At 27.7% G+C, this 25,141-nt stretch carries 24 protein-coding genes; 19 read left to right on the forward strand and 5 right to left on the reverse strand.

Annotated features, from left to right (window positions below; translation table 11 throughout):
• Positions 1 to 138: 138 nt before the first annotated feature.
• The 15 genes from R3342_RS01840 to R3342_RS01910 all read left to right on the forward strand — a co-directional run bounded on the left by R3342_RS01840 (position 139) and on the right by R3342_RS01910 (position 14,922).
• On the forward strand, positions 139 to 594 hold the full coding sequence (locus R3342_RS01840; RefSeq protein WP_318937958.1) for a c-type cytochrome: 456 nt from the start codon (positions 139 to 141) through the stop codon (positions 592 to 594).
• 73 nt (positions 595 to 667) lie between these two features.
• Complete coding sequence (gene rlmD, locus R3342_RS01845) at positions 668 to 2,077, forward strand: 23S rRNA (uracil(1939)-C(5))-methyltransferase RlmD (protein ID WP_318937959.1); 1,410 nt, start codon at positions 668 to 670, stop codon at positions 2,075 to 2,077.
• Positions 2,078 to 2,082: 5 nt separating this feature from the next.
• A complete protein-coding gene (locus R3342_RS01850; protein WP_318937960.1) occupies positions 2,083 to 2,541 on the forward strand; it encodes a DUF6452 family protein in 459 nt (152 codons plus the stop codon).
• Positions 2,507 to 3,199 (forward strand): DUF6048 family protein, encoded by a 693-nt coding sequence (locus tag R3342_RS01855; protein ID WP_318937961.1) that lies wholly within the window; start codon positions 2,507 to 2,509, stop codon positions 3,197 to 3,199. Before R3342_RS01850 ends, R3342_RS01855 begins: the two co-directional genes overlap by 35 nt.
• A 37-nt stretch (positions 3,200 to 3,236) precedes the next feature.
• Positions 3,237 to 4,181, forward strand: coding sequence for an isopenicillin N synthase family dioxygenase (locus tag R3342_RS01860; protein ID WP_318937962.1), 945 nt, complete (start codon positions 3,237 to 3,239; stop codon positions 4,179 to 4,181).
• A gap of 124 nt (positions 4,182 to 4,305) precedes the next feature.
• On the forward strand, positions 4,306 to 4,656 hold the full coding sequence (locus R3342_RS01865) for a translation initiation factor (protein WP_318937963.1): 351 nt from the start codon (positions 4,306 to 4,308) through the stop codon (positions 4,654 to 4,656).
• Between the two features lie 2 nt (positions 4,657 to 4,658).
• A complete protein-coding gene (locus R3342_RS01870) occupies positions 4,659 to 5,531 on the forward strand; it encodes a nucleoside phosphorylase (RefSeq protein WP_318937964.1) in 873 nt (290 codons plus the stop codon).
• Between the two features lie 50 nt (positions 5,532 to 5,581).
• Complete coding sequence (locus R3342_RS01875) at positions 5,582 to 5,740, forward strand: hypothetical protein (RefSeq protein ID WP_318937965.1); 159 nt, start codon at positions 5,582 to 5,584, stop codon at positions 5,738 to 5,740.
• Positions 5,741 to 5,955: 215 nt separating this feature from the next.
• Positions 5,956 to 9,024, forward strand: coding sequence for a S41 family peptidase (locus R3342_RS01880; RefSeq protein WP_318937966.1), 3,069 nt, complete (start codon positions 5,956 to 5,958; stop codon positions 9,022 to 9,024).
• A 62-nt stretch (positions 9,025 to 9,086) separates the two neighbouring features.
• Positions 9,087 to 10,019, forward strand: coding sequence for a peptidylprolyl isomerase (locus tag R3342_RS01885; protein ID WP_318937967.1), 933 nt, complete (start codon positions 9,087 to 9,089; stop codon positions 10,017 to 10,019).
• Positions 10,020 to 10,102: 83 nt separating this feature from the next.
• Positions 10,103 to 10,798 carry a hypothetical protein gene (locus R3342_RS01890; protein ID WP_318937968.1) on the forward strand — a complete coding sequence of 232 codons (696 nt, stop codon included), beginning with the start codon at positions 10,103 to 10,105 and terminating at the stop codon, positions 10,796 to 10,798.
• Positions 10,799 to 10,859: 61 nt separating this feature from the next.
• On the forward strand, positions 10,860 to 11,924 hold the full coding sequence (gene corA / locus R3342_RS01895; protein ID WP_318937969.1) for a magnesium/cobalt transporter CorA: 1,065 nt from the start codon (positions 10,860 to 10,862) through the stop codon (positions 11,922 to 11,924).
• Positions 11,925 to 12,012: 88 nt separating this feature from the next.
• On the forward strand, positions 12,013 to 12,486 hold the full coding sequence (locus R3342_RS01900; RefSeq protein WP_318937970.1) for a DUF962 domain-containing protein: 474 nt from the start codon (positions 12,013 to 12,015) through the stop codon (positions 12,484 to 12,486).
• Positions 12,483 to 14,579 carry an OmpA family protein gene (locus R3342_RS01905; protein ID WP_318937971.1) on the forward strand — a complete coding sequence of 699 codons (2,097 nt, stop codon included), beginning with the start codon at positions 12,483 to 12,485 and terminating at the stop codon, positions 14,577 to 14,579. Before R3342_RS01900 ends, R3342_RS01905 begins: the two co-directional genes overlap by 4 nt.
• Before the next feature lies 1 nt (position 14,580).
• Positions 14,581 to 14,922, forward strand: coding sequence for a tRNA-binding protein (locus R3342_RS01910; RefSeq protein ID WP_318937972.1), 342 nt, complete (start codon positions 14,581 to 14,583; stop codon positions 14,920 to 14,922).
• Positions 14,923 to 14,992: 70 nt separating this feature from the next.
• On the opposite strand, the gene R3342_RS01915 is transcribed toward R3342_RS01910, so the two are convergent.
• Positions 14,993 to 17,617: a valine--tRNA ligase gene (locus R3342_RS01915; protein ID WP_318937973.1), complete on the reverse strand. Its 2,625-nt coding sequence runs from the start codon at positions 17,615 to 17,617 to the stop codon at positions 14,993 to 14,995.
• Positions 17,618 to 17,727: 110 nt separating this feature from the next.
• On the opposite strand from R3342_RS01915, the gene R3342_RS01920 reads away from it, so the two are divergent.
• Positions 17,728 to 18,174, forward strand: a complete 447-nt coding sequence (locus R3342_RS01920) for a DUF1573 domain-containing protein (protein WP_318937974.1) — start codon at positions 17,728 to 17,730, stop codon at positions 18,172 to 18,174.
• Positions 18,175 to 18,222: 48 nt separating this feature from the next.
• Here the strand turns inward: R3342_RS01920 and R3342_RS01925 are convergent, their stop codons facing one another.
• A complete protein-coding gene (locus R3342_RS01925) occupies positions 18,223 to 19,563 on the reverse strand; it encodes an aspartyl protease family protein (protein WP_318937975.1) in 1,341 nt (446 codons plus the stop codon).
• A 153-nt stretch (positions 19,564 to 19,716) separates the two neighbouring features.
• Here R3342_RS01925 and R3342_RS01930 point away from each other — a divergent pair, with 153 nt between their 5' ends.
• Both R3342_RS01930 and murB read left to right on the forward strand, forming a co-directional pair.
• On the forward strand, positions 19,717 to 20,910 hold the full coding sequence (locus R3342_RS01930; protein ID WP_318937976.1) for a pyridoxal phosphate-dependent aminotransferase: 1,194 nt from the start codon (positions 19,717 to 19,719) through the stop codon (positions 20,908 to 20,910).
• On the forward strand, positions 20,911 to 21,912 hold the full coding sequence (gene murB, locus R3342_RS01935; protein ID WP_318937977.1) for a UDP-N-acetylmuramate dehydrogenase: 1,002 nt from the start codon (positions 20,911 to 20,913) through the stop codon (positions 21,910 to 21,912). It abuts the gene before it with no gap.
• On the opposite strand, the gene R3342_RS01940 is transcribed toward murB, so the two are convergent.
• Positions 21,909 to 22,877: a type I phosphomannose isomerase catalytic subunit gene (locus tag R3342_RS01940; RefSeq protein ID WP_318937978.1), complete on the reverse strand. Its 969-nt coding sequence runs from the start codon at positions 22,875 to 22,877 to the stop codon at positions 21,909 to 21,911. The two genes, murB and R3342_RS01940, sit on opposite strands and share 4 nt — an antisense overlap.
• Positions 22,877 to 24,013: a cysteine desulfurase family protein gene (locus tag R3342_RS01945; protein WP_318937979.1), complete on the reverse strand. Its 1,137-nt coding sequence runs from the start codon at positions 24,011 to 24,013 to the stop codon at positions 22,877 to 22,879. The genes R3342_RS01940 and R3342_RS01945 overlap by 1 nt, the downstream gene beginning before the upstream one ends.
• 51 nt (positions 24,014 to 24,064) lie before the next feature.
• Here R3342_RS01945 and R3342_RS01950 point away from each other — a divergent pair, with 51 nt between their 5' ends.
• Positions 24,065 to 24,550, forward strand: a complete 486-nt coding sequence (locus R3342_RS01950) for a hypothetical protein (RefSeq protein WP_318937980.1) — start codon at positions 24,065 to 24,067, stop codon at positions 24,548 to 24,550.
• Here R3342_RS01950 and R3342_RS01955 read toward each other — a convergent pair whose 3' ends face one another.
• A complete protein-coding gene (locus R3342_RS01955; RefSeq protein WP_318937981.1) occupies positions 24,551 to 25,108 on the reverse strand; it encodes a DNA mismatch repair protein MutS in 558 nt (185 codons plus the stop codon).
• Positions 25,109 to 25,141 lie beyond the last annotated feature (33 nt).

Raw genomic sequence — 25,141 nt, forward strand, 5'->3', positions numbered from 1 at the left:
GATTAAAATTTCTAAATTATAAAGTGTTAATAACATTTCTAATATTAATTCTCAAAATTTTGATATTTTGTAAACTATATTACACATTAATCTATTATTTTTAGATAAATTTGTAGTCATCTAATTAATTTAAATAAAATGAAAAAATCAGTATTAGTTCTAAGTTTAGCTGCACTAATTTTTGCTAGTTGCGGTGAAAAAAAGAAAGAAGAAGTAAAAAAAGAGGTAAAAGCTCCTGTTGAAGCTGTTGAAACAACTCCAGAAAGTACACCAGTAACTAAAGAAGCAGAAACTACTACAGATGCTGTTGCGGGCGATGTAGAATTAGGTAAAAAATTATTTACTGAAAAAACTTGTGCTACTTGCCACCAACCAGCTGTAAAAGTTATTGGCCCTGCAATTAAAGACATAAACAAGGCTTACACTGAAAGCAATGGAAGTATTGTTAAATTTTTAAAAGAAGAATCTAAGCCAATTGTAGATACTGATCCTGGTCAAGTTGCAATTATGAAAGCTAATTTAGACGGTTTTGTAAAAGACTTAACGGATAAAGAATTAGCTGCATTAGCTGCTTACATTAGAAGCGTAAAATAAAAAATATATAAATACAGATAAAGCATCTCTTTTTAGAGGTGCTTTTTTTATGTTAAAATGGTACATTTGCAACATGGCTAGAAAAAAAACGCAACAAATATTTGAAAATATTCCAGTAATAGATGCTGGTGCTCGTGGAAAAACTGTAGCAAAAGCTCCTGATGGAAGAGTTATTTTCTTAAATAATACAGTACCTGGAGATATTGTTGATATAAAAACTTTTAAAAAAAGAAAAGCGTATTTTGAAGGAACTGCCATAAAATTTCATAAATATTCCGATAAAAGAACAGAACCAATTTGTGATCATTTTGAAAATTGTGGAGGTTGCAAATGGCAACATATGGATTATAAATATCAATTAGAATATAAACAAAATGAAGTAGTTAACAACCTATTACGAATTGGTCATTTGGAATTACCTGAAATTACCCCAATATTAGGTTGTAAAAAAACATATTATTATAGGAATAAAATGGAATTTTCATTTTCTAATAGCAGATGGCTTACTTTAGAAGAAATAAATTCAGAAATAGATATAAATAATAGAAATGCTTGCGGTTTTCATATTGCAGGAATGTGGGATAAAATTTTAGATATATCTAAGTGCCATTTACAAGAAGAACCATCAAATGCTATTCGGAATTTTATTAAAGATTATGGTATTAAAAACGAATTAGCATTTTTTAATCCTAGAGAACAAAGTGGTTTTTTACGTACTATTATGATTCGAATTTCTTCTAACGGAGAAATTATGGTAGTTATTCAGTTTTTTAAAGAGAATAAAGAAAAAAGAGAAGGTCTACTTAATGCTTTGGCTGAAAAATTCCCAGAAATAACATCATTACAATATGTAATAAATGGTAAAGGTAACGATACTTTATATGATCAAGATATCATCTTATTTAAAGGCAGAGATCATATTTTTGAAGAAATGGAAAATTTGAAATTTAAAATAGGTCCAAAATCTTTTTATCAAACAAATTCAATACAAGCATACGAATTGTACAAAATTACGCGTGATTTTGCTAATTTAACTGGCAATGAAGTTGTATACGATTTATATACCGGAACTGGTACTATTGCTCAATTTGTAGCTAAAAAAGCCAAAAAAGTAATTGGTGTTGAATCCGTGCCTGAAGCAATTACCGATGCAAAAATTAATGCACAATTAAATGAAATTAAAAACGTTGAATTTTTTGCAGGAGATATGAAAAATGTTTTTAACGATGCTTTTATTGAAAAACATGGAAAACCAGATGTAATTATAACCGATCCTCCAAGAGATGGAATGCACAAAAATGTAGTAGCAAAATTATTAGATATTTTGCCTAAACACATTGTGTATGTTAGTTGTAATTCAGCAACACAAGCTAGAGATTTGGCTTTAATGAAAGAACAGTATACTATTGTAAAAACTCAAGCTGTAGATATGTTTCCACAAACGCATCACGTTGAAAACGTAATTTTATTAGCTTTAAAATAGTTTAAATGAAAAAACAAATAATAATTTTCATCATTTTAATCACCGCTTTTTTAAGTTGTGAAAAAGATGATATTTGTATTGATGCTATTACGCCAAACTTAATTATTCGATTTTATAATGATACACTTCAAACCGAATTAAAAAAAGTAGAATTAGATTCAGTTTGGGCAATAAATAAAAATGGACTTAGTGCATATAAAGGAGTTTCAACAGATTCTATTGCTATTCCTTTAGATTTAACTGAAAATACCACAAAATATATAATCGAAAATAATTCTGTTAAAGATACCATTGAGTTTTCCTATTCAAGAAATGATGTTTTTGTATCTCGTTCTTGTGGCTATAAAACTATTTTTGATAATCTACAAATTAGCAACAATACCAATAATTGGATTAAAAGCATAACTATTAATAATACAACAATTTCAGATGAGAAAGCTGCACATATTAATATTTATCACTAGCTGTTGGTTTAGCATACAAAGTTATGCACAGCAAAATACTGATACAATTAAAAAACAAGAATCGTATGGAATTAGATTAGGTATTGATGTCAGTAAACCAATTATCACTTTTTTTGATAAACAAAATAAAGAAATAGAAATGGTTGGCGATATTCGAATTTTAAACAACTATTATCTTGCTACTGAAATTGGTAATACTACAAAAACAACTAACGAAGACTATTTAAATTTTACTACAAAAGGATCCTACATTAAAGTTGGTTTTAACTATAATGCATATAAAAACTGGGTAGGAATGCGAAATGAAATTTATGTAGGTTTACGTTATGGAATTAGCTTTTTTAGCCAAACACTAAATAATTATACGCCAAATGCAAACGGAACCTACTTTAACAGTTCTCCTATAGAAATAGGTACAAAATTCAGTGGATTAAATGCACAATGGTATGCTTTAGTATTTGGAATGAAAGTAGAAACTCTTAAAAATTTATATTTAGGAACAAGCGTAAGTTTTAACAAAATGATTTCTACTAAAGAACCTGAAAACTTCAAAAATTTGTATGTTCCTGGATTTAATAGAGTATTTTTAAACGATTCTGGTGTTAGTTTTAACTACACTTTAAGTTACTTAATTCCTATTATCAAAAAGAAAAAATAATTTTTTGTAATTTTAAATTTTACTAATAATTAAAAAAATGAAAAATATACCCTCTGTAGATTTATCTGACTTTTTATCTAACGATGAAAAAAGAAAGCAAAAGTTTATAAAAGAAATTGGCGAAGCCTATGAAGAAATTGGTTTTGTTGCTCTAAAAGGTCATTTTTTAACTGATGAATTATCTGAAAACTTATATAAAGAAGTAAAGAATTTTTTTGATTTACCAAACGCTGTCAAACAAAAATATGAAATTGAAGGAATTGGCGGCCAAAGAGGTTATACTTCTTTTGGAAAAGAAAGTGCTAAAGGAAGAACAGAAGGTGATTTAAAAGAATTCTGGCATTTTGGTCAAGAAGTTGTTAATAATGACAAACTAAAAGAAGAATATCCTGATAATGTTATTGTAAATGAAGTTCCAAATTTTAACAAAACAGGAATGGAAACTTATAAAATGTTAGAAAAAACTGCAATATATGTTTTACGTGCTTTAGCATTATATATTGGTTTAGATGAATTTTATTTTGATAAATACGTAACTAATGGAAACAGCATACTACGTCCAATTCATTACCCTCCAATAGTTGGGGAACCAAAAGGAGCTGTTAGAGCTGCAGCCCACGGTGATATTAATTTAATAACTTTATTAATGGGTGCTTCAGCATCAGGATTAGAAGTTCAAAATAAACAAGGAGAATGGATAGCTGTTACTGCATTACCGGAACAATTAGTTATAAATGTTGGCGATATGTTAGAACGATTAACTAATAATAAATTGCGCTCTACTATACACCGAGTTGTAAATCCACCAAAAGAAGATTGGAATAAACCACGTTATTCTATTCCGTTTTTCACACATCCTGTTAGTGAAATGTCATTAAATTGCCTTTTAGAATGCATTGATAATGAACACCCAAAAGCATATGATGATATTACTGCTGGTGAATTTTTAAATGAAAGATTACGCGAACTTGGTTTAATGTAATATCTACAGTAAAATTTTTCAATAATTAACCTTAAACTAAATATCTACACCTTTACAGTTTTTTATAAAAAAGAAGTTATTTGGATATAGTTTTCATATTTTTGTAGGTATTTTTTTGAAAAAAATGAGTAAAAAGAAACTAAATAGCCTTGAAGATTTAGGAGGATTTGTATTTTCTACCGATGCTAATTTTGAATTAGAAAAAAAAGTAGAAACTAAAACTTTAGCACCCAAAAATCAATACTTAGAAGCACATTTTTCTAACAAAGGAAGAGCCGGTAAAACAGTTACCGTAATTAGTGGTTTTATTGGTACTGAACAAGATTTAAAAACTCTTGGAAAATTGCTAAAAACTAAATGTGGAGTTGGAGGAAGTGTAAAAGATAATGAAATTATTATTCAAGGTAATTACAGAAATAAAATAATAGAAATCCTAACCAAAGAAGGATATAATGTAAAACGCGTAGGCGGCTAATTATGAGTAAAATACAATCATCAGAATTAATTCTGAACCCTGACGGAAGTGTGTATCACTTAAATTTAAAACCAGAAAATATTGCTACAAATATAATTTTTGTAGGTGATCAAAATAGAGTGCCAAAAGTTGCAAAACACTTTGACTCTATTGAATTTGAGACTCAAAAAAGAGAGTTTAGAACTATTACAGGAACGTATAAAGGAACAAAAATAACCGTATTATCTACAGGGATTGGACCTGATAATATTGATATTGTTGTAAATGAATTAGACGCTTTAGTAAATATAGATTTAGAAACCAGAACCATAAAAAAAGAATTAACAAAGTTAAATATTGTTAGAATTGGAACTTCTGGTTCTTTACAAAATTATATTCCGGTAGATAGCTTTGTTTTAGCAAAATTTGGATTAGGTTTTGATGGAGTGTTACATTCTTATGATGCTGAACATATTTTTAATTCTGATTTTGAAGATGCTTTTATAAAGCATACCAATTGGAGTTCAAAAAAAGCAAGACCTTACATTGTATCTAACAGTAGTGAATTAGAAGCTAAATTAGAAAGCGATTTAACTTTTAAAGGAGTTACTGCAACTGCAATAGGTTTTTACGGACCTCAAGGTCGTGTTTTACGATTACCTATTCAAGATCCTGAATTAAATCATAAAATTGACAATTTTGAATTTAATGGGGTGAAAATTACCAATTTAGAAATGGAAACTTCCGTTATCTATGGTTTATCAAAATTATTAGGTCATCATGCCTGCTCTATGAATTGTATTATTGCAAATAGAGCTACTGGTAATTTTAGTAATAATCCTGGAGCATCTGTAGAAAAATTAATAAAATATACATTAGACAAATTAGTTTCATAAAATAATTATAAAATAATTTCGTTATCTTTAAAAGATCAAACTAATTATAAATGAAAAATTATATTTTTAATTTCTTAAAAGTAGCTTTATTTTTATTGTTGTTAAGCTCCTGTAAATCAACAAAAAAAGGATGTGGATTAACTAGTGATGCCACTCAAATTCAACAGACAACTACCTCACAAACCAACATTGTTGCTACTGTTGATTAATTAAAAATTTAAAATATCAAATCCGCCAATAGGCGGATTTTTTTTTACATAGAATATAAGGATTTCTTAATCAAATAATTATCTTTATTTCTTAAATTAAAATCAATTTTTAAATTAAACTTTTTAATATGAATTCCTTTAAAAATGTATTAAGTATACTATTAATTTTTCTTACTTCTATTGTTTTTTCTCAATCAAAAAAAACATATTTCACCATGAATCAAACTTTAACACCTGATGCCAAAACTATTATTTTTAGTTATGAAGGTGATTTATGGAAGGTACCAACAATTGGGGGTAATGCCTACAGATTAACTGCAATGGATGGTGAAGAAACAAACCCAAGTGTATCTCCAAATGGAGAATGGTTAGCTTTCACTAGTAATCAATACGGGAACAATGATGTCTATATTATGCCTCTTAAAGGAGGTGAAATCAAACAATTAACATTTCTTGAAAGTAATGATAATGTAACTTCATGGAGTTGGGACAACTCTAAAATATATTTCACTTCTAATAGATATAATTCAATAACTACCTATAGTATTAACAAAAATGGCGGAACACCTATAAGATTATTTAGTAATTATTTTAATACAATACAGAATGTTGTTGAAAATCCATTAACCAATGAAATTTATTTTAATGAATCATGGGAAAGTGGACGTTTTGCGAATAGAAAACGTTACAAAGGCGACTATAACCCAGATATAAAATCCTACAACTTAAAAACAAAAGAATATAAAAAATATACAACTTATCGAGGAAAAGATTTTGGTGTAACAGTTGATAAAAATGGTAAGTTCTATTTTATGTCTGATGAAGCTAATGGAGAATACAATTTATATACAATAACGGCTAATGGCAAAAAAAAGCAACTTACAAACTTTTCAACTTCAATTATGTGGCCTAAAGTAAGTGCTAATGGAGACAAAATTGTTTTTAGAAAAGATTATAAAATTCATGTTTACGATGTTTTAAGTGGAAAAACAACTACTCCTGATATTCATATTTTTAAAAACAATACTCTTAATGAAAAACAATTATATAATGTAAAAGGTAAAATCACATTTTTTGACATTTCACCTGACGAAAAAAAAATAGCTTTCGTTTCTAGAGGAAAATTATTTGTTTCTGATATAAAAGGAAAATTTATTAGAGAAATTGAAACAAATTCAAATGAAGCGGTACACGAAGTTAAATGGTTAAAAAATAATATATCCTTAGTATATTCTGAGTCTACAAAAGGGTTCTATAATTGGTTTTATATTAGTGCTGAAGGCTCTTCTAAAGAAAAACAGCTAACCAATACGTTAATGAATAATCGTAAACTTACTTTAAATAGCGACCGTACAAAAGGAGTTTATATTAGTGGTAGAAATAATATTAGTATTATAGATTTAAACACTTTTAAAAGTAACGTAATCATAAAAGATGAACTTTGGGCACTTGATAATTCAAATCCTTACTTTTCACCTGATGATAAATATATTATGTATAACGCCTACAGAGATTTTGAAACTGATATTTTTGTTTATAATATTACAACCAAAAGTATTCTTAACTTAACTAATACAAAAGTTTCAGAAAATTCTCCTATTTGGTCTCCAGATGGAAAATATATCTATTTCTCATCAGATAGATTGAATCCTAGTTATCCTCTTGGCACAAATAATTCTAAAATTTATCAGATGGCTTTAGATAAGTATGAAGCTCCTTTTAAAATAGATAAGTATAATGATTTGTTTAAGGAAAAAGACACTACTAAAAATGATAAAGTGATAAAACCTTTAATAAAAATAAACAAAAATGGATTAATGAATCGCTTAAAAAGAATTAGTCCAGATTTTGGTCAACAAGAAAATCCAATCGTTTTAAAAAAAGATAAAAAAACATATATTATTTACCTTTCTAATCATAGTGAGGGAAAAACACAATTATGGAAAACTACTATTGAGCCATTTAAAAAAAATAAAACAGAACAAATCAGCAATAAAACAATTAGAGGGTATCAACTAGTGGCTTGTAAGAGAAACAACTATATTCTTATTGATGGAAAAATTAATACAATTGATATAGCTTCTAATAAATTAAAAGAAATTGAGATTAATTATAACTTTAACAAATCACTTAAAAAAGAATTTTCTCAAATGTTTTACGAAGCTTGGGCCGGAATGGATGAAAATTATTATGATGGAAATTTTCATGGTCAAAATTGGCAAAAACTGAGAGATGAGTATGCTAAATATCTTCCTTTTGTTACAAGTCGTGCTAATTTACGATTAATTTTTAATGACATGCTTGGTGAATTAAATACTTCTCATTATGGATTTTACTCAAATGGAGAAGAGGAAAACACATATTACAAAACCACGACATTAGGAACTGGAATTCTATTTAACAACAACAAACCATTTATAGTTGATAGAATTATTAAAAATGGGCCTACAGATATTACAGGTAAAAACATTCGAAAAGGAGATAAATTAATAGCTGTTAATGGTGTTTCAATTGATAAAAAGACAAATAGAGAATTATATTTTTCAACTCCTATTTTAAATAGTGATGCGAAATTTCCACGCGAAAGTGAAATTACTTTAACTTTTGAAAGAAATGGCTCTGATTTTAACGTTAATATTCATCCTTCTCCATACACTACTATTCGGAATTTATTATACGATGAATGGCAAGAAAATAATCAAAATTATGTTGATTTAAAATCTAACAATCAAATTGCATATGTACATATGAAAAATATGACACAAGATGAATTAATAAAATTCAAAGAAGATTTAGTTAGTAATGAAGCCAGTAAAGATGGATTAATTCTTGATTTACGATATAATACAGGTGGAAATGTTCATGATGCAGTACTTCAATTTTTAAGTCAAAAAAAATATTTAAATTGGAAATATCGTGGAGGTAAAATTACAGGACAACCAAACTTTAATTATGGAGATAAACCTATCGTCTTGTTAGTTAATGAGCAATCTCTCTCTGATGCTGAAATGACTGCTGCTGGCTTCCAAGCACTTAAATTAGGAACTATTGTTGGAACGGAAACGTATAGATGGATTATATTTACTTCTGGAAAACAACTAATTGATGGTTCATACTATCGTTTACCTTCATGGGGATGCTATACTTTGGATGGTAAAGATTTAGAGTCTGTAGGTGTGCATCCAGATGTATATGTTGGTAAAAATTTTAAAGATCGTTTAAATAAAAAACATCCACAATTAAATAAAGCTATTGAAATAATTTTGAAAAAATTGAATAAGTAACTATATAATTTTTGTATAAAATTTAAGTACGTATCTTTGCAATTATTATAAAAATATAGAAAATGAATAACGGATTATACGCAAAATTTAATACTTCGAAAGGAGAAATTTTAGTAAACTTAGAGTTAGAAAAAACACCTGGAACTGTTGGTAACTTTGTTGCTTTAGCAGAGGGTAATTTAGAAAATACAGCAAAACCACAAGGAACACCTTATTATGATGGATTAAAATTTCACAGAGTAATTCCTGATTTTATGATTCAAGGTGGTTGCCCACTTGGTACTGGTACCGGTTCTCCAGGTTACAATTTTGACGATGAATTTCATCCTGATTTAAAACATAGTGGACCAGGAGTTTTATCTATGGCAAATTCTGGACCTGCTTCAAACGGAAGTCAATTTTTTATTACTCATGTTGCTACTCCTTGGTTAGATAATAAGCATACCGTTTTTGGAAATGTGGTTGAAGGACAAGATGTTGTTGATGCTATTGCTCAAGACGATTTAATTGAATCTATTGAAATTATTAGAGTTGGTGAAGCTGCTGAAAATTTTAATGCAATAGAAGCATTTAGAGTTTTTGAAGGAGCTCGCGAAAAAAGAGAAGCAGAAGCAAAAAAAGCACAACAAGAAGCTTTAAATAAACTTTCAGAAGGATATAACGAAACGGTAAGTGGTTTACGATATAAAATAATTCAAGAAGGTAATGGAAAAAAAGCAACTAAAGGAAGTGTGGTTTCTGTACATTACAAAGGCCAATTAGATAATGGACAAGTTTTTGATTCTTCATATTCTAGAAAACAACCAATAGACTTTACTTTAGGAATTGGTCAAGTTATTCCTGGTTGGGATGAAGGAATTCAGTTATTAAAAGTTGGTGATAAAGCTCGATTTGTAATTCCATCAAATTTAGCATACGGAAGTCAAGGTGCTGGTGGAGTTATTCCTCCAAATGCTATTTTAGTTTTTGATGTTGAGTTAATGGATGTAAAATAAATAAAGTAACTAATACTTTTTAAAATCGTCTAAATTTAAAGTTTAGACGATTTTTTTTTACTTTTACTTAAATAGTTAATTTTATGAAATTAAAAAGTATTCTTTCCCTAATTATTGTATCGCTTATTATTATCGGCTGTAATAATCCAAAAAACAGCGAATCTTTTATTAAAAAAACTACTGGACGTTATCTGTATAATTCCGACGAATTAATTGAAGTTTATTTTAAAGAGAACGTTTTATTTTTAAAATGGAGAGGTGCCACAGAAATTAAACCTTTAAAAGTAAATGACGACACTTTTTTTGTAAAAGAAATGAATGAAAAAATTCAGTTTTTAACAAATCCTTCAGATGGAAAAGAATACATTGTTTTAGTTCCTAAAGAAAAAGAAAAAGCGATAATTTATAACTATAAAAAACTTGAGGAAGATGAAAAAATCCCAAGTGAATATTTAAAAAATGCGGAATATAGTAAAGCTTTACAAGGATATTTAGCTATTCAGAAAAAGGATTCTTTAGACAGTGCAATAAAAGAAAGTAATTTTAATTCATTTGGTTATAAGGAATTACGTAATAAAAACTTTGAAAAAGCAATTCAAATTTTTAGTATTAATGTAGCATTATATCCTAATAGTTCTAATGTTTATGATAGCTTAGGCGAAGCTTATATGAAAAGTGGAGATACTATAAATGCCATTAATAATTATAAAAAATCTTTAGCATTAGATTCTGGAAATAAAAGAGCTAAAAGAAATATTAAAAGGTTGGAAAAGAAATAGCTTAAACACTTATATTTCTACAAATTTTATTTCTTTAACTCAATACTTTAGCGATTACACTATGTCTAAACTTATTAAAAAGCAAAAAAAAGAAATAGGTATCGGTCCAGATGCTTTATATTTTAGAGGTCAAAAAAAATTAGAAAATGTTTTATTACGAATTATAGATTTTGATGAAAACAATTTAGAAGAATCTGCTATAAAAACTGTGCAAGAAGTTTTAAAATATCAGCACAAAAATACAGTAACTTGGTTTAATATTGACGGCCTTCATAACGAAAAAATAATGAAGGAAATTGCTAACGGCTTTAATTTAGACACTTTAATTTTAGCTAATGTTATGGATACTTTAGCAAGACCTAAAGTGGTTGAACATTCTAATTGTATTTTAATTAGTATAAAAATGTTGCAACAAAATGAGCAAACAAATGATATAATTGTTGAGAATTTAAGTCTAGTAATAACCGAAAAAGTACTTATCTCTTTTCAAGAAAAAAAAGGAGACGTTTTTGAACCTGTTAGAACCCGTATTAGAGATCAAAAAAAAAGAATTAGAAATTCTGGAATAGATTATCTTGCCTTTGCCTTACTTGATATTGTAGTAGATAATTATATTTTTATGATTAGTGAATTTGGTGATAAAATAGAAGATTTAGAAGAAAAGCTTATTAATGATCCAAATCAAAGTGTAATTGATGAAATTAATACCTATAAAAAAGAATTAAATTTTTTGAGGAAAAATATCAATCCTGCAAAAGAAATGATTTTAACCTTATCAAAACTAGATTCAGATTTAATTGCAGAAAGTTCAGAAATACATTTTAAAGAATTGCTAAATAACATAAATCACGCAGTTGAAGCTACAGATAATTACCGTGAAATTTTATCCGACCAGCTAAATATTTATCATACTACAATGAGCACTAGGCTGAATGATATTATGAAATTTCTAACTGTTTTTTCCGTTATTTTTATTCCTCTTACTTTTATAGCTGGTATTTACGGAACAAATTTTGATATACTTCCTGAGCTTCATTATAAATATAGTTATTTTATCATGTTGGCTGTTATGCTTAGTATTGCTGTTGGCATGCTTGTCTATTTTAAAAGAAAAAAATGGTTATAAATCTATTTAAAAATCGATTTAAATTTTATTATTAATTTCATAGGAATTTTCGTAATATTATACTTTCAAAAAAATTAAACCACACTAAATGAAATCACTAAACCAATGGTTTGATGAGTATGCAGAAAGTCATCAAAATAAAACTAACCAACAAATTCATTTTATTTGTGTGCCAGTAATATTTTTTAGTATTGTCGGATTATTTATGAGTATAAATTCAGATATAATTTCTACTACTTTAAATATTCATAATCCTTTTATTGAAAATTGGGCAGCCTTAGTTCTTCTTATTCTACTTATATTTTATATTAGATTATCTTTTAATATTTTTGTTAAAATGCTAACATTTTCCATAGTTTGTTTAGTTGGAAATTATTTTTTAGGAGAATTAGTTCCCTTATTACCTACTTCCATAATTTTATTTGTAGTTGCTTGGGTAGGTCAGTTTTATGGGCACAAATTAGAAGGTAAAAAACCATCCTTTTTTAAAGATTTACAATTTTTATTAATTGGCCCTGCTTGGGTTTTTGAAAAACTATTAATAAAAAGAGCTGCCGTATGAATTTAAGATTACTACTTTTATTTTTATTTTTAAATTTTAGTTTAATTGCACAAGAATCCAATTACGAAGTTTTTAACACTTCTATAAATTCTAAATATGCTGAATTAGGAGTTACCTATCTTAAAAATAATACTATTCTTTACGCCTCTTCTAAAAAAGTAAAAAATGACAAACCTTTTTTAAAGAATAGACGAAAAAACAACAGACAGTTATTTTTAGAATTATACGAAGGAAAAATTACCGATAAAGGAGATATTATACAAACCAATACTTTTTCAAAAGAAGTTTATAATAAATTTTTTGAATGTGATGTTACTTTTTCTCCCGACTTAAAAACTATATATTTTGTTTGGAATAACTATTATGATGATATTCTAAGAAAAGACATGAACGATAGAAAGCCTTTATATCTATTTAGAGCAAATATTGATGAAAACTATAAATTAACCAACGTTACACCAATGCCTTTTAATAGTAAAAACTATTCTATTAAAAATCCTGAGGTTAGTAGAGATGGTACTAAATTATTTTTTTCCAGTAATATGGAAGGCGGTTATGGTGGTTTAGACTTATATGTATCTACAATCTACAAAAATGGTTCTATTGGCTGGCCAAAAAATTTAGGTCCAAAAATTAACACCGACAAACATGAAATGTTTCCTTTTGTGGATAAAGATAATAACCTATATTTTTCTTCTTATGGACATAAAGGTAAAGGAGGTTTAGATATTTATAAAAGTGAATTTAAAGATGGAAAATACCAAGAACCAATTGATTTACCATCTCCTATAAATTCAAAAGCAGACGATTTTGCCTTTGTAATAAATAAAACATCTAACTCCGGTTTTTTTACTTCAAGCCGTGAAAATGGTAAAGGTGATGTTGATATTTACGCATTTAAACCAAAAAATGTTGTTTGTAATTCCTACATAACAGCAAACTTTATAGATGAAAAAACTGGAAAAAAGTTAGATTCTGTTGAAGTAACTTTATTTAAAGATGATAAATTAATAGTAAAAGAAATTAATACAACATCCAATCCTTTTAAATTTAAATTGGAGTGTAACCAAAGCTATTCTATTAAAGCATCTAAAAATAATTATGAAGATGTAGCAGTTGATTTTAGTAGTAAATCTAGCTCTAATTTAAAGAAAACTATTGCCTTAAATGGGCTAGAATGTAATCAATTAATTTCAGGATTATTTTTCAATAAATTAACTAAAAAAATGCTGGATTCTGTTGAAGTATCTTTGTATAAAAATAATGTATTCATAGATAAACAATTCATTAGAAAAGGATATAAATATCAATTTGATTTAGATTGTAGTCAAAATTATACCATAAAAGCCTCTAAAAAAGGATTCATTCCTACAGAATACAAATTTAAAACAACCGTTGAAAATAAAATTAAAATTACCCAAACATTACTATTAGCTCCTTTAACTTGTAATCAATTAATTACCGGGCAAATTTTAAATAAAAAAACAAAAGAACTTTTACCAAGTGCTACTGTAAAACTGTTTAAAAACAATACTTTAATAGATTCCTTAAAATTGGATACCGAAGCTAAATTTAGTTATTACGGAAAATGTTCTACTCCATATAGAATAGTTGCTTCGCAAAAAAATTATTATGATGATGTTGCAAGCATCATAACCAATTCCGTAGATGGAAAAATTGTGAATCATAAACTATTTTTACAACCAAATACAGAATTTGTTATTGTAAGAAAGCAAAAAATGATAAATACCAAACCAATTTATTTTGATTTGGATAAATCAAATATTAGAAAAGATGCTGCTATTGAACTAAACAGAGTAGTTGATATTTTAAATAAATATCCAAACATTCGTTTAGAAGTTAAATCACATACCGACAGCCGTGCCCCAGATGATTATAATATGAAACTTTCTAATAAAAGAGCGAAAGCTACTATTAATTATATCATTTCAAAAGGAATTGATTCAACCCGTGTTTTTGGAAAAGGGTACGGAGAGACTGAAATACTAAATAAATGCAAAAACGGTGTAAAATGTACCCAAGCCGAGCATGCAGTTAATAGAAGAACTGAATTTATTGTACACGATAATTAAAATGAAACAAGAAATTACTTTTGAAGATTTTAGTAAAGTAGATTTTAGAATTGGAACTATTATAGAAATCGAAAATTTTCCAAAAGCAAAAAAATCAGCTTACAAATTAACTATTGATTTTGGAACAATTGGTATAAAAAAATCAAGTGCTCAAATAACAGATTTATATACAAAAGAAGAATTGTTACACAAACAAGTTATTGCAATTATTAACTTTAAGAAAAAACAAATTGTAAATTTTTTAAGTGAGTGTTTAGTATTAGGAATAGCAAATTCTAAAAATGAAATTGTATTACTGCAAACCACTTCTGAAAATTTAAAAAACGGAGAACAGGTTAGCTAAAAAACATCTAATTATTCTTCACAACATGTTTCATGTAATCAATAAAGCAACTGAAAATCATCCAATTACTCTACAAATTACTTAAACTTGCTTTTAAAGTTTCAATTTTAGCTAAAGCATCCGCCTCTTTTTTTCGCTCATTTATAATAACTTGTTCTGGTGCATTATTTACAAACCTCTCATTACTTAACTTTTTTTGAACCGAAATTAAAAAACCTTCTGTATATTTTAATTCCTCTAATAATTTAGCTTTTTCTTCTTCAACATCAATTGCTACGTTAATAGGAATAAAATATTCGTTAGATTTTACTCTAAAACTTAATGCGCCATCTATTTTTTCAGAAACGGTTTTAAAAGTTGAAAGATTACCCATTTTTTCGATAATAGAATCAAATTTTTGGCTAACGTTTTCATTATTTAAAACAAAAACTTCTATCTCTTCTTTAAAGGAAATGTTTTTATCTTTTCTAATTGCTCTAATTTCAGAAATAACTTCTTTTGTAAAACTAAACTCTTTTACTAAAGTTTCATCTACAGTAGTATATTTTGGATACTCTGCAATAATTAAAGCCTCATTTGGTTTTCTATCTTCAATATTCTGCCAAATTTCTTCAGAAATAAATGGCATAAATGGATGCAATACTTTTAAATTATTTTCGAGTAACTCAATTACTGCATTAAAAGTCTCTGAATCAATTGGTTGTTGATATGTTGGCTTAACCATTTCTAAAAACCAAGAAGAAAAATCCTCCCAAATTAGTTTGTAAATATTCATTAAAGCCTCACTAATTCTATATTGATCAAAAGAACTTTCTACTTCTTTTTGTACTTTTTGAAATTTTGCTTTATACCAATCAATAGCTATTTTTGCACTTTTTGGTTGTGGTATATCTGCTACTTCCCAACCTTTTATCAATCTAAACGAATTCCAAATTTTATTAGAAAAATTACGTCCTTGAGCACACAATTCTTCATCAAATAGCAAATCATTTCCAGCAGCTGAACTTAATAACATTCCTACTCTAACTCCATCTGCTCCATATTTATTCATTAACTCAATTGGATCAGGTGAATTACCGAGTGATTTAGACATTTTTCTTCGCTTTTTATCACGAACAATTCCTGTAAAGTAAACATTACTAAATGGTTTTTCATTTCTAAATTCATAACCAGCAAAAATCATACGAGCTACCCAAAAGAAAATAATATCAGGCGCAGTAACTAAATCGTTGGTTGGATAGTAATATTCAATCTCCTCATTATCTGGATTATTTATTCCATCAAAAACAGAAATTGGCCATAACCAAGATGAAAACCAAGTATCTAAAGCATCTGGATCTTGACTTATACTTTCCACAGAAATTTCTTTTCCTAACTTTTCAGAAGCTAATTTAACAGCTTCTTCTTTAGAACTAGCAACTACAAAATCGTTTACTCCATCCCCATAAAAATAAGCAGGTATTTGGTGTCCCCACCAAAGTTGACGAGAAATATTCCAATCTCTAATATTTTCTAACCAATGACGGTAAGTATTGTTATAATGTTTTGGGAAAAATTTAATTTCTTCGTCTTCCAAAACGGCCTTTAAAGCTGGTTTTACTATTTCTTCCATTTTTAAAAACCATTGTGCTGAAATTTTTGGTTCAATAACAACTTTAGTTCTTTCAGAAGTTCCAACTTTATGCATATAAGGTTCTACTTTTAATAAAGCACCAATGTTTTCTAGTTCTTTTGTAATCTCTTTTCGAACAACAAATCTATCTTTTCCTTGATAATGTAATCCAAAAGAGTTTAGTGTAGCATCATCATTAAAAATATCAATAACTTCTAATTGATGTTTTTCTCCCAAAATTTTATCATTAGGATCATGCGCTGGAGTTACTTTTAAACAACCTGTTCCAAAATCCACATCTACATATTCATCTTCAATTATTGGAATTATACGATTGGCAATTGGAACAATAGCTTTTTTACCTCTCAAATGTGCAAAGCGCTCATCATTAGGATTAATACAAATTGCAGAATCTCCTAAAATAGTTTCTGGACGTGTTGTAGCAATAGTTAAAACGTCATTTGTCCCTTCAATTTTATAATTTACATAATATAAATTTCCTGGTTTTTCTTCGTAAATAACTTCTTCATCCGATAAAGTAGTTTTAGCTGAAGGATCCCAATTTACCATTCTGTAACCTCTATAAATCAATCCTTTATTATATAAATCAATAAAAACTTTAGTTACAGATTGATTCATAGTTTCATCCATGGTAAACTTAGTTCGTTCCCAATCACAAGATGCACCTAATTTTTTAAGTTGTTCAAGTATAATTCCTCCGTGTTTATGTGTCCAATCCCAAGCATGCTTCAAAAAATCTTCACGAGTTAAATCCTTTTTTTCAATACCTTCTTCTTTTAGTTTTGCAACTACTTTTGCTTCTGTAGCTATGGAAGCATGGTCTGTACCAGGAACCCAACACGCATTAAACCCTTTTAACCTTGCTCTCCTAATTAATACATCTTGTATTGTATTATTAAGCATATGCCCCATATGTAAAACACCGGTAACATTTGGCGGTGGAATTACAATAGTATAAGGTTTTTTATCATTAGGAGTTGAATGAAAATAATTGTTTTCCATCCAATAGTTATACCATTTAGTTTCCGTTTCTTTAGGATTATATTTTGATGCTAAACTCATTTTTGGTCTAATATTTGTAATACGATTGGCAAATGTACAATTATTAGATAAACTTAAAATATTTTGTTAGCATAAAAAAATAACTAACTTTACACTTTAAAATTAAAAAGATGAAAAAATTAGTATTAGTAATTATGGCATTTATTGGTTTTACCATGAATGCACAAGAAAAGCAAGAAGCAAAAACCCCAGTAAATTCTAATGCTCCGGTTTTTAAATTTGAAAAAGAAGTGATTGATTATGGTAAAATAGATTTGAATGCCAATGGTGTTCGTGAATTTAATTTTACTAATGTTGGTAAATCACCTTTGGTAATTTCAAATATTAAATCTAGTTGTGGATGTACCGTTCCAACTAAACCAACCGAACCAATTATGCCAGGTAAAACAGGAAAGATTGAGGTTAAATACGCAACTAATAGACCTGGAGGATTTTCAAAATCTATTACCATTTTTTCTAACGCTTCAGAAAAAGTTAAAGTACTTAGAATTAAAGGTATTGTAATTAAACCAGAATCTGCAGTGATTAAAAAGAAACCTGCGATGTCTGCAAACTAAAACGAAGTAAAAATAATTATTAAAAAACTCTCCAATTGGAGAGTTTTTTTATTTTAATCTGCTTTTTAATTTAAATTTAAATAAATAATCTATACCATTTCGCTCAACTACAACTGTAATTATAGAGCCTTGTTTTTGATAAAATTTTTCAACAATTTCTTCTAGTTTTAAATCGTAAGAATATTTTCCATTAATTTTTATTAAAATATCACCTGGTAAAATACCTGCTTCAGAAGCTGGAGAACCTTTAATTACTCTATGAATAATATAGGATGGTTTAAAGCTGTATTTATAACTAACGTCAGTAATAAACTTTTTTTCAGATGTAGATTTGCTTCCAATATGATATACATTAACACTACTTTCCTTTACTATTAGTTTCCCATTATATGCTAATTCTATTCCGCTCATATTATATCTAAATGGGTCTTTAAAAGCACTGTTCTTTTTTAAATATAGCTTACTTTTTTTATAATCGAAATACACCGTAAAACGTTTTAAAACATCTCCTCCTAAACTACCATTACGCTCTTTAAATTGAAGCGCATGAACAATGGATATAGAATCAGGGAAGGAAACTGTCGGTTTTTTTAATTCATAATTACCTAAAATCAAAGCTTCAATTTTGGATCGCTTTCCTTTAATAGATCCACTAAGCCCTTCCCCTAAATAATCATCAAAATAATTTGTTGGGGATTTAATATCAGGATGTGTATTTTCAAATAACCATACCGCATCACTTCCGCCAGAATCTATTAGAAGTTTTACTTCTGAAATCTTAGGTTTATTTTCATTTATCTTAACTCCAGCATTTATATAAGGTTTCAATTTATAAAACTCTAAATTAAATTCTGTACACTTAGAACAACCTTTAAAACTATTTTTAATAGGGTTATAAAATGTTATTTTTTTTGAACCATAATTTATTTTAATCAAGAAATCTTTTAATAGATTATAGCCTATAATTCCATGAATTGTAGTTCCTAGCTTTGAAGAAAGATTAAAAAAATCATTAAAAACTACATAAAGTTTTTGATTAGCACTAACAATATTTTTAATTTTAAACTTATTATTTGTAGATAAAATTGCGTCAACAGGTTCCTCACTACCTAATCCTTTTAATTTAACTTGCTTAACATTCCGCAACTTTACAGAATCCTTTTTTTGAATATTAAATAAAATAGTTGTTCCTACACCTGAATCTAAAATAAAGTTCAGCTTTTTATTATTAACTTCAATTGGAAATACAATTAAATTATTAATAAGTTTAAATGAAACGGTTTGTTTTTTGGCATCAGAAACAAATCTAAATGGAGTTTGAGAAAAAGCAACTCCATTAAATAAGATTAGTAAAATTACAAAATATAAATATTTGAATTTTGTATTCATAAACCAATTTTTTATCATTTTGTTAAGCTACAAAAACAATGGTTATAAACATAATTTTTAATATAATTTTAACCTTTAATAATTGGCTAATATTTAAACAAAATTGAATTAATTTTTGCAATTTTGTAGCATAGATTTAAAATTTAAAAAATTATGCCTTCTATTTCATTAAAAGGGAAAAATATGCCAGAATCACCAATTAGAAAATTGGTGCCATACGCTGAAAATGCGAAAAAGAAAGGAATTAAAGTATATCACTTAAATATTGGGCAACCAGATATAAAAACCCCAGAAGTAGCATTAGAAGCAATAAAAAATAATTCGGTTAAAGTATTGGCTTACAGCAGATCGGAAGGCTCTGAAGGATACAGAACTAAAATTGCTAATTATTACAAAAAGCAAAACATTAATGTAACTGCAAATGAAATTATTGTAACTACTGGCGGTTCGGAAGCATTACTTTTTGCGATGGGAAGTATTACCGATCCTGGTGATGAAATTATAATTCCAGAACCTTTTTATGCTAATTATAATGGTTTTGCAACTTCTTCTGGTGTAAAAGTTGTTCCAGTAATTTCAAAAATTGAAAACAACTTTGCTCTACCTCCTATTGAGGAATTTGAAAAATTAATCACTCCTAAAACAAAAGGAATATTAATCTGTAATCCTGGTAATCCAACAGGTTATTTATATTCAAAAGAGGAAATTGAAAAGTTAGCTATAATAGTAAAAAAACACGATTTATTTTTAATTGCTGATGAAGTGTATAGAGAATTCGTGTACGATAATATACCTCACCAATCTGTTTTACATAATTTTGGGTTAGAAAACAACGCAATTATAATTGATTCTGTTTCAAAACGTTACAGTATGTGTGGCGCTAGAATTGGTTGTTTAGTTTCTAAAAACAAAGAAGTTATAAGTACTGCTTTAAAATTTGCACAAGCTCGTTTAAGTCCGCCAACTTTTGCTCAAATTGCTAGTGAAGCTGCGCTAGAAACTCCCGAATCTTATTTTAAAGAAGTAAATGATGAGTATAAAAGTAGAAGAGATACTTTAATTCGTGAATTATCAAAAATTGAAGGCGTAAAAATTGGTACTCCAAAAGGTGCTTTTTATTGTGTAGTTCAACTTCCTGTTGATAACACCGATAAATTTGCACAATGGTTATTAGAAGATTTTAATTTAAATAATGAAACTGTAATGGTTGCTCCAGCTGCAGGATTTTACTCTTCTCCTGGTTTTGGCACAAAACAAGTTAGGATTGCTTATGTATTAAAAAATGAAGATTTAATAAAATCTGTTGAAATTTTAAAGAAAGGAATTGAAACCTATAATAGCTTATAATTGAATATTCAAAAAAATATATCTTTAAAAAAATACAATACTTTTGGAATTGATGTAATTGCTAATCGATTTGTTGAAATAAATTCACTTTCTGATTTAAAAAAAATTATCGCTTCTGAAAAAGATCTATTTTTAATAGGTGGAGGAAGTAATATGCTGTTAACTTCTAATATAAATAAATTAGTTGTTCACTTAAATTTAAAAGGAATTATAGTCAACGATACGGAAAAAGAATTTGTATTTGTTACCGCTGAAGCTGGTGAAAACTGGCACGAATTTGTACTTTGGTGTATATCACAAAATTATGGTGGATTAGAAAATTTATCTCTTATCCCTGGTAATGTTGGAACTTCGCCAATTCAAAATATTGGTGCTTATGGTGTTGAAATTAAAGATACTTTTTATCAGTTAGAAGCATTAGAAATTGCTACAGGAAAAATTAAAACATTTACTAAAGAAGCATGTAATTTTGGTTATCGTAATTCAGTTTTTAAAAACGAATTAAAAAACAAGTACATTATTATCAATGTAACTTTTAAACTGACTAAAAATCATCATAAAACAAATATTTCATACGGAGCTATAAAAACCTATTTACAAAACATTTCTGAGCCAAATATTAAAGATATTTCTAATGCTGTTATTTCTATTAGAGAAAGTAAATTACCAAATCCAAAGGAAATTGGAAATAGCGGTAGTTTTTTTAAAAACCCAATAATTAACAAGGAATTATTTCAAAATTTAAATAAAAAGTATCCAAATATCCCTAATTATATCATCTCAGAAAATGAAATAAAAATCCCTGCAGGTTGGTTAATTGAACAATGTGGATTTAAGGGTAAACGATTTGGAGATACTGGTGTACATGAAAAACAAGCTTTAGTTCTAGTAAATTATGGAAATGCCACCGGAGAAGAAATATACAACCTTGCAAAAAAAATACAAGAAACTGTAAAAAGCAACTTCCATATTAATTTAGAAATGGAAGTGAATATTATTTAAACTGTGACTTCTAATAATTTACAATTTTCTGAATCTATTTTTACCATATTTGTATTTGCTGGAATTAAAATAGTTTCTCCATAATTAATAGTTTCTGAATTATTATTAATAATTATAGTTGCAAAACCTTCTACACACATAAAAATTACAAAGGAATCTGTTTTGGTATAATCTAAAACTAAATTTCCTTTAACTGGAATAAAATTAGTTCTAAAATACGGACAAGAAACCAAACTATTTAATTCGTTTAATGAATCACCATATTTTTGTTTTGCATCAATTTCTGTAGAAAAATTAATAGCGTCTATTGCCAAATCGGTGTGTAACTCTCTAGATTTTCCTTGGTCATCTACCCTATCCCAATCGTAAATTCTATATGTTATATCTGAAGTTTGTTGAATTTCTGCTAAAACTACTCCAGCACCAATAGCGTGTACCGTTCCGGTTTCTATAAAAAAAACATCTCCTTTTTTTATCTTTTCTAAATTTAAAACAGAAGTTATAGATTTCTTTTTTAATAACTCTTTATATTCTTCTGAAGCAATTGATTTTGAAAAGCCTAAAACTAAATTTGAATTTGCTTCTGCTTCCATAATATACCACATTTCTGTTTTTCCAAAGGAATTATGGCGCTTTTTAGCCAACTCATTATTAGGATGTACCTGAACGGATAAATCTTGCGAAGCATCAATAAATTTAATTAATAATGGAAATTTGTCATTAAAAATCTGATAATTTTTATCTCCTACCAAACTCCCTTTATATTTTTGTACTAATTCTTTTAAGGATACTCCTTTTAATTTTCCATTGGCTACTATAGAAACGTTACAATCAACACCTGATATTTCCCAACTTTCTCCTATGTTTTTATCCTTAGACTCTTTATGTAAAATATTTACTAATTTATTTCCTCCCCAAATTTTTTGTTTTAATATGGGTTTAAATTTTAAGGCATAATTTAACATTATTGTATCAATTCTTTTAAAACTGAAATCACATAATCAATATCAGCTATGGTTGTAAATTTACTAAATGAAAATCGGACAGACGTTTTTAAAGCTTCTTCATCGTCTAAAATTTCATACAAAACATGAGATCCTTTTGAGCTTCCACTTTGACAAGCGCTTCCGCCAGATGCAGCAATTCCTTTTAAATCTAAATTAAATAATAACATTGGGTACGATTTTGGAAAACGAACATTTAAAATAATATAACTACTTTCTGCTTCGCTTTCTGATAATCCATTAAATTTAATGTCTTTAAAATTAGATTTTAAACTATTAATAAAATGATTCTTAATAGATTGAATATATGCAGATTCTTCAGCTAAATTATTGCAAGCTATTTCCAATGCTTTTTGCATTCCAAAAATACTATGAATATTTTCAGTTCCTGCACGAGCTCCTTTTTCTTGTTCTCCACCAAACAGAATAGGTTGCACTCCAAATCCTTTTTTAATATAAGCAAAACCAACTCCTTTTGGTCCGTGAAATTTATGTGCGCTTGCTGTAAAAAAGTCTATAGGTATTTTAGTAACATCTATATCAAAATGCCCAATTCCTTGAACGGTATCTGAATGAAATAAGGCTTCATATTTAGTACATAAATCGGATACTTTTTCTAAATCTAATAAGTTTCCTATTTCATTATTTACATACATTAAACTAACTAAAGTTTTGGACGAAGTATTTTCTAATAATTGTTCTAAATTTTGGTAATCTATTGCTCCATTCGATTTTAAATTCACCCATTTAACCTCAACAGCATATTTTTGCCTTAAATGTTCAATAGTATGTATAATAGCATGATGCTCAATTTTTGAAGAAATAATAGTTTTTACGGCTAAATTAGTAACAGCATTATGTAAAATTAAATTATCTGCTTCACTCCCACCAGCAGTAAAAAATAGTTCTGCTGAAGATGCTTTTAATTGTTTTGCAATACTTTTTCTAGCATTTTCAACTAACGCCCTTGATTTCCTTCCTAATTGATGTGTTGATGAAGGATTACCAAATGTGCTTTTCATGGCTTCAGTAACACTATCAATCACTTCAGGCAACATTGGTGTTGTTGCCGAATTATCTAAATAAATGGTTTTCATGATTAGCAAAATTACTTAAAATATATGGTTTTCTTTTCTTATTTTTGACGTATGAGAAAAATAGTAATTTTACTTTTAGCACTAATTTTAAATTCGTGCAATGACGGCAACTTTGAAGTGCCTAGTTTTGACTTTACAGAAACTGTAAATCATTGTGGAGAATATATTTTATATATTACAAATACTGAAAAAAAGGAAGTGATGATATTAACATTATCTCCTGATGAAATAAACACAACAGAAGGTACTAAAAGCTATCCTATTTCAAGTCCTATTCAGGTAAATTATCGCATTTTTGATGCAGCAATTGGAACCACTTATTTTTGTCAGTCAATTCCACCAGCTAGCCCAAATGTTTTAAAAGATTTAAATGCCACTGATGGAGAAATTAATATTACAACAACTGCCGTAAAAGAAAACGATATTATAACTGGTTACGATTATACTATAACTATCACCAATTTATTATTTAAAGATGGTGACCAAAAAGTGTTTTTTGAAACATTTAATTTTGGAACCTTACAATTAACCAATTAATTATTTTGGATTTTGGTAGATATAAACTTCCGTTGCGCCTAAACCGTATTTTTTAAAAGAAGCTTCGTACCATTCCACTGGATATTTTTTAAATAAAAATTCTAATTCCGATTTTAAAACTCCTTCACCTACTCCGTGAATAAAAACCACTTTAGGAATTCTATTTCTTATAGCAAATTCTAATTTTCGTTTGGCTGTTTCAATTTGCAAAGTAAGCATATCGTAATTATCTAATCCTCTAGTAGTTGAAGTTAAATTTTGAATGTGTAAATCTACTTCCATCGGAGGTAATTTATCTGGTTTTAAGTTGCTTTTAAATTTGGGTTTATTCTTTTTTGAAGATTCTGTTACTTTTTCAATTAAATGCTCGTTGTTTATATCGCTAAATTTTGCTAATTCTTTCTGATTTTCATTTATTACAACTAATTCTGAAGGTGAAAAATTAAATATAAATCCATCAGTGGTTTCCACTTGAACATTTTCTTTAGAAACTGCAATAACTTTGCCTTGCATAAGGTCATCAATTACAGCAACTTTATCATTTACTTTAAACTTCATTTTGTTAACCTTATTTTAATTTTTTAAACATAT

Origin of the sequence: Lutibacter sp. (genome assembly GCF_033723435.1) — a bacterium.
In the GTDB taxonomy this organism is placed as follows: Bacteria; Bacteroidota; Bacteroidia; order Flavobacteriales; family Flavobacteriaceae; genus Lutibacter.

What these genes read in the sequence shown, in the direction of transcription:
- R3342_RS01840 (WP_318937958.1), top strand. Translation starts at nt 139, where the DNA reads ATGAAAAAATCAGTATTAGTTCTAAGTTTAGCTGCACTAATTTTTGCT.
- rlmD (WP_318937959.1), top strand. Translation starts at nt 668, where the DNA reads ATGGCTAGAAAAAAAACGCAACAAATATTTGAAAATATTCCAGTAATA.
- R3342_RS01850 (WP_318937960.1), top strand. Translation starts at nt 2,083, where the DNA reads ATGAAAAAACAAATAATAATTTTCATCATTTTAATCACCGCTTTTTTA.
- R3342_RS01855 (WP_318937961.1), top strand. Translation starts at nt 2,507, where the DNA reads ATGAGAAAGCTGCACATATTAATATTTATCACTAGCTGTTGGTTTAGC.
- R3342_RS01860 (WP_318937962.1), top strand. Translation starts at nt 3,237, where the DNA reads ATGAAAAATATACCCTCTGTAGATTTATCTGACTTTTTATCTAACGAT.
- R3342_RS01865 (WP_318937963.1), top strand. Translation starts at nt 4,306, where the DNA reads ATGAGTAAAAAGAAACTAAATAGCCTTGAAGATTTAGGAGGATTTGTA.
- R3342_RS01870 (WP_318937964.1), top strand. Translation starts at nt 4,659, where the DNA reads ATGAGTAAAATACAATCATCAGAATTAATTCTGAACCCTGACGGAAGT.
- R3342_RS01875 (WP_318937965.1), top strand. Translation starts at nt 5,582, where the DNA reads ATGAAAAATTATATTTTTAATTTCTTAAAAGTAGCTTTATTTTTATTG.
- R3342_RS01880 (WP_318937966.1), top strand. Translation starts at nt 5,956, where the DNA reads ATGAATCAAACTTTAACACCTGATGCCAAAACTATTATTTTTAGTTAT.
- R3342_RS01885 (WP_318937967.1), top strand. Translation starts at nt 9,087, where the DNA reads ATGAATAACGGATTATACGCAAAATTTAATACTTCGAAAGGAGAAATT.
- R3342_RS01890 (WP_318937968.1), top strand. Translation starts at nt 10,103, where the DNA reads ATGAAATTAAAAAGTATTCTTTCCCTAATTATTGTATCGCTTATTATT.
- corA (WP_318937969.1), top strand. Translation starts at nt 10,860, where the DNA reads ATGTCTAAACTTATTAAAAAGCAAAAAAAAGAAATAGGTATCGGTCCA.
- R3342_RS01900 (WP_318937970.1), top strand. Translation starts at nt 12,013, where the DNA reads ATGAAATCACTAAACCAATGGTTTGATGAGTATGCAGAAAGTCATCAA.
- R3342_RS01905 (WP_318937971.1), top strand. Translation starts at nt 12,483, where the DNA reads ATGAATTTAAGATTACTACTTTTATTTTTATTTTTAAATTTTAGTTTA.
- R3342_RS01910 (WP_318937972.1), top strand. Translation starts at nt 14,581, where the DNA reads ATGAAACAAGAAATTACTTTTGAAGATTTTAGTAAAGTAGATTTTAGA.
- R3342_RS01915 (WP_318937973.1), bottom strand. Translation starts at nt 17,617, where the DNA reads ATGAGTTTAGCATCAAAATATAATCCTAAAGAAACGGAAACTAAATGG.
- R3342_RS01920 (WP_318937974.1), top strand. Translation starts at nt 17,728, where the DNA reads ATGAAAAAATTAGTATTAGTAATTATGGCATTTATTGGTTTTACCATG.
- R3342_RS01925 (WP_318937975.1), bottom strand. Translation starts at nt 19,563, where the DNA reads ATGAATACAAAATTCAAATATTTATATTTTGTAATTTTACTAATCTTA.
- R3342_RS01930 (WP_318937976.1), top strand. Translation starts at nt 19,717, where the DNA reads ATGCCTTCTATTTCATTAAAAGGGAAAAATATGCCAGAATCACCAATT.
- R3342_RS01940 (WP_318937978.1), bottom strand. Translation starts at nt 22,877, where the DNA reads ATGTTAAATTATGCCTTAAAATTTAAACCCATATTAAAACAAAAAATT.
- R3342_RS01945 (WP_318937979.1), bottom strand. Translation starts at nt 24,013, where the DNA reads ATGAAAACCATTTATTTAGATAATTCGGCAACAACACCAATGTTGCCT.
- R3342_RS01950 (WP_318937980.1), top strand. Translation starts at nt 24,065, where the DNA reads ATGAGAAAAATAGTAATTTTACTTTTAGCACTAATTTTAAATTCGTGC.
- R3342_RS01955 (WP_318937981.1), bottom strand. Translation starts at nt 25,108, where the DNA reads ATGAAGTTTAAAGTAAATGATAAAGTTGCTGTAATTGATGACCTTATG.